The organism is Mariniflexile ostreae (assembly GCF_042427585.1).
Lineage (GTDB): Bacteria > Bacteroidota > Bacteroidia > Flavobacteriales > Flavobacteriaceae > Pseudalgibacter > Pseudalgibacter ostreae.
In genome coordinates this window covers 1-503 of the sequence record NZ_JBHMFC010000087.1, presented here as the reverse complement: position 1 = coordinate 503, position 503 = coordinate 1, and the positions used below count along the sequence as shown (strand labels likewise).

General features: G+C 39.4%; 1 protein-coding gene. It reads right to left on the bottom strand.

Annotated elements, in window-relative coordinates:
- Nucleotides 1–284: ISAon1 family transposase N-terminal region protein (locus ACFFU9_RS13285; protein ID WP_446685835.1), on the bottom strand; the 284-nt coding region annotated here is incomplete at its 3' end.
- Between the last annotated feature and the right edge of the window lie 219 nt (nt 285–503).

Genomic DNA, 503 nt, shown 5'->3' with positions numbered 1-503 from the left:
TCTCTTGTGATTAATGTGCCCGTGTCCTGATCAACCCATCTGCGCCGTATGACGTGCAGAAAAACATTCTTGCCCCGTATGGGAAAATCCTGAACCGTAGCCTCAGGAAAGAAGCCTTTGGAATGGAGCTTCGTACTTTCATGCCCCTCGGGTGCCTTGTTTTGTTCGGTAAAGTAAAAGTGGAGCTCTTCACCTTTGATCTCGTGCTTTTTTAAATCAAAATAGGTGACAAGAACTTCGGGAAGCAATAAATTGGCAATAGATAAAAGTGAATCAGAGGACATAGAAATTTTTGCTCCAAAGTTCTTTCTTTTTTAGTTACTCCACAACTTTTTGCGTTGACCCGTTTTAGCAATGCTATTAAAGCTTTTAAAGCCTGTTTGCCTCACTTTTTCATCTCATTTGGCTAAATCGTATCAGTGCTGATGTTTTGTCTTCAATATTGTTGTATATCCAAGATAGCATTTAAATAGTATTTGCGCTCTTTTAGACTAGCTTTCAGT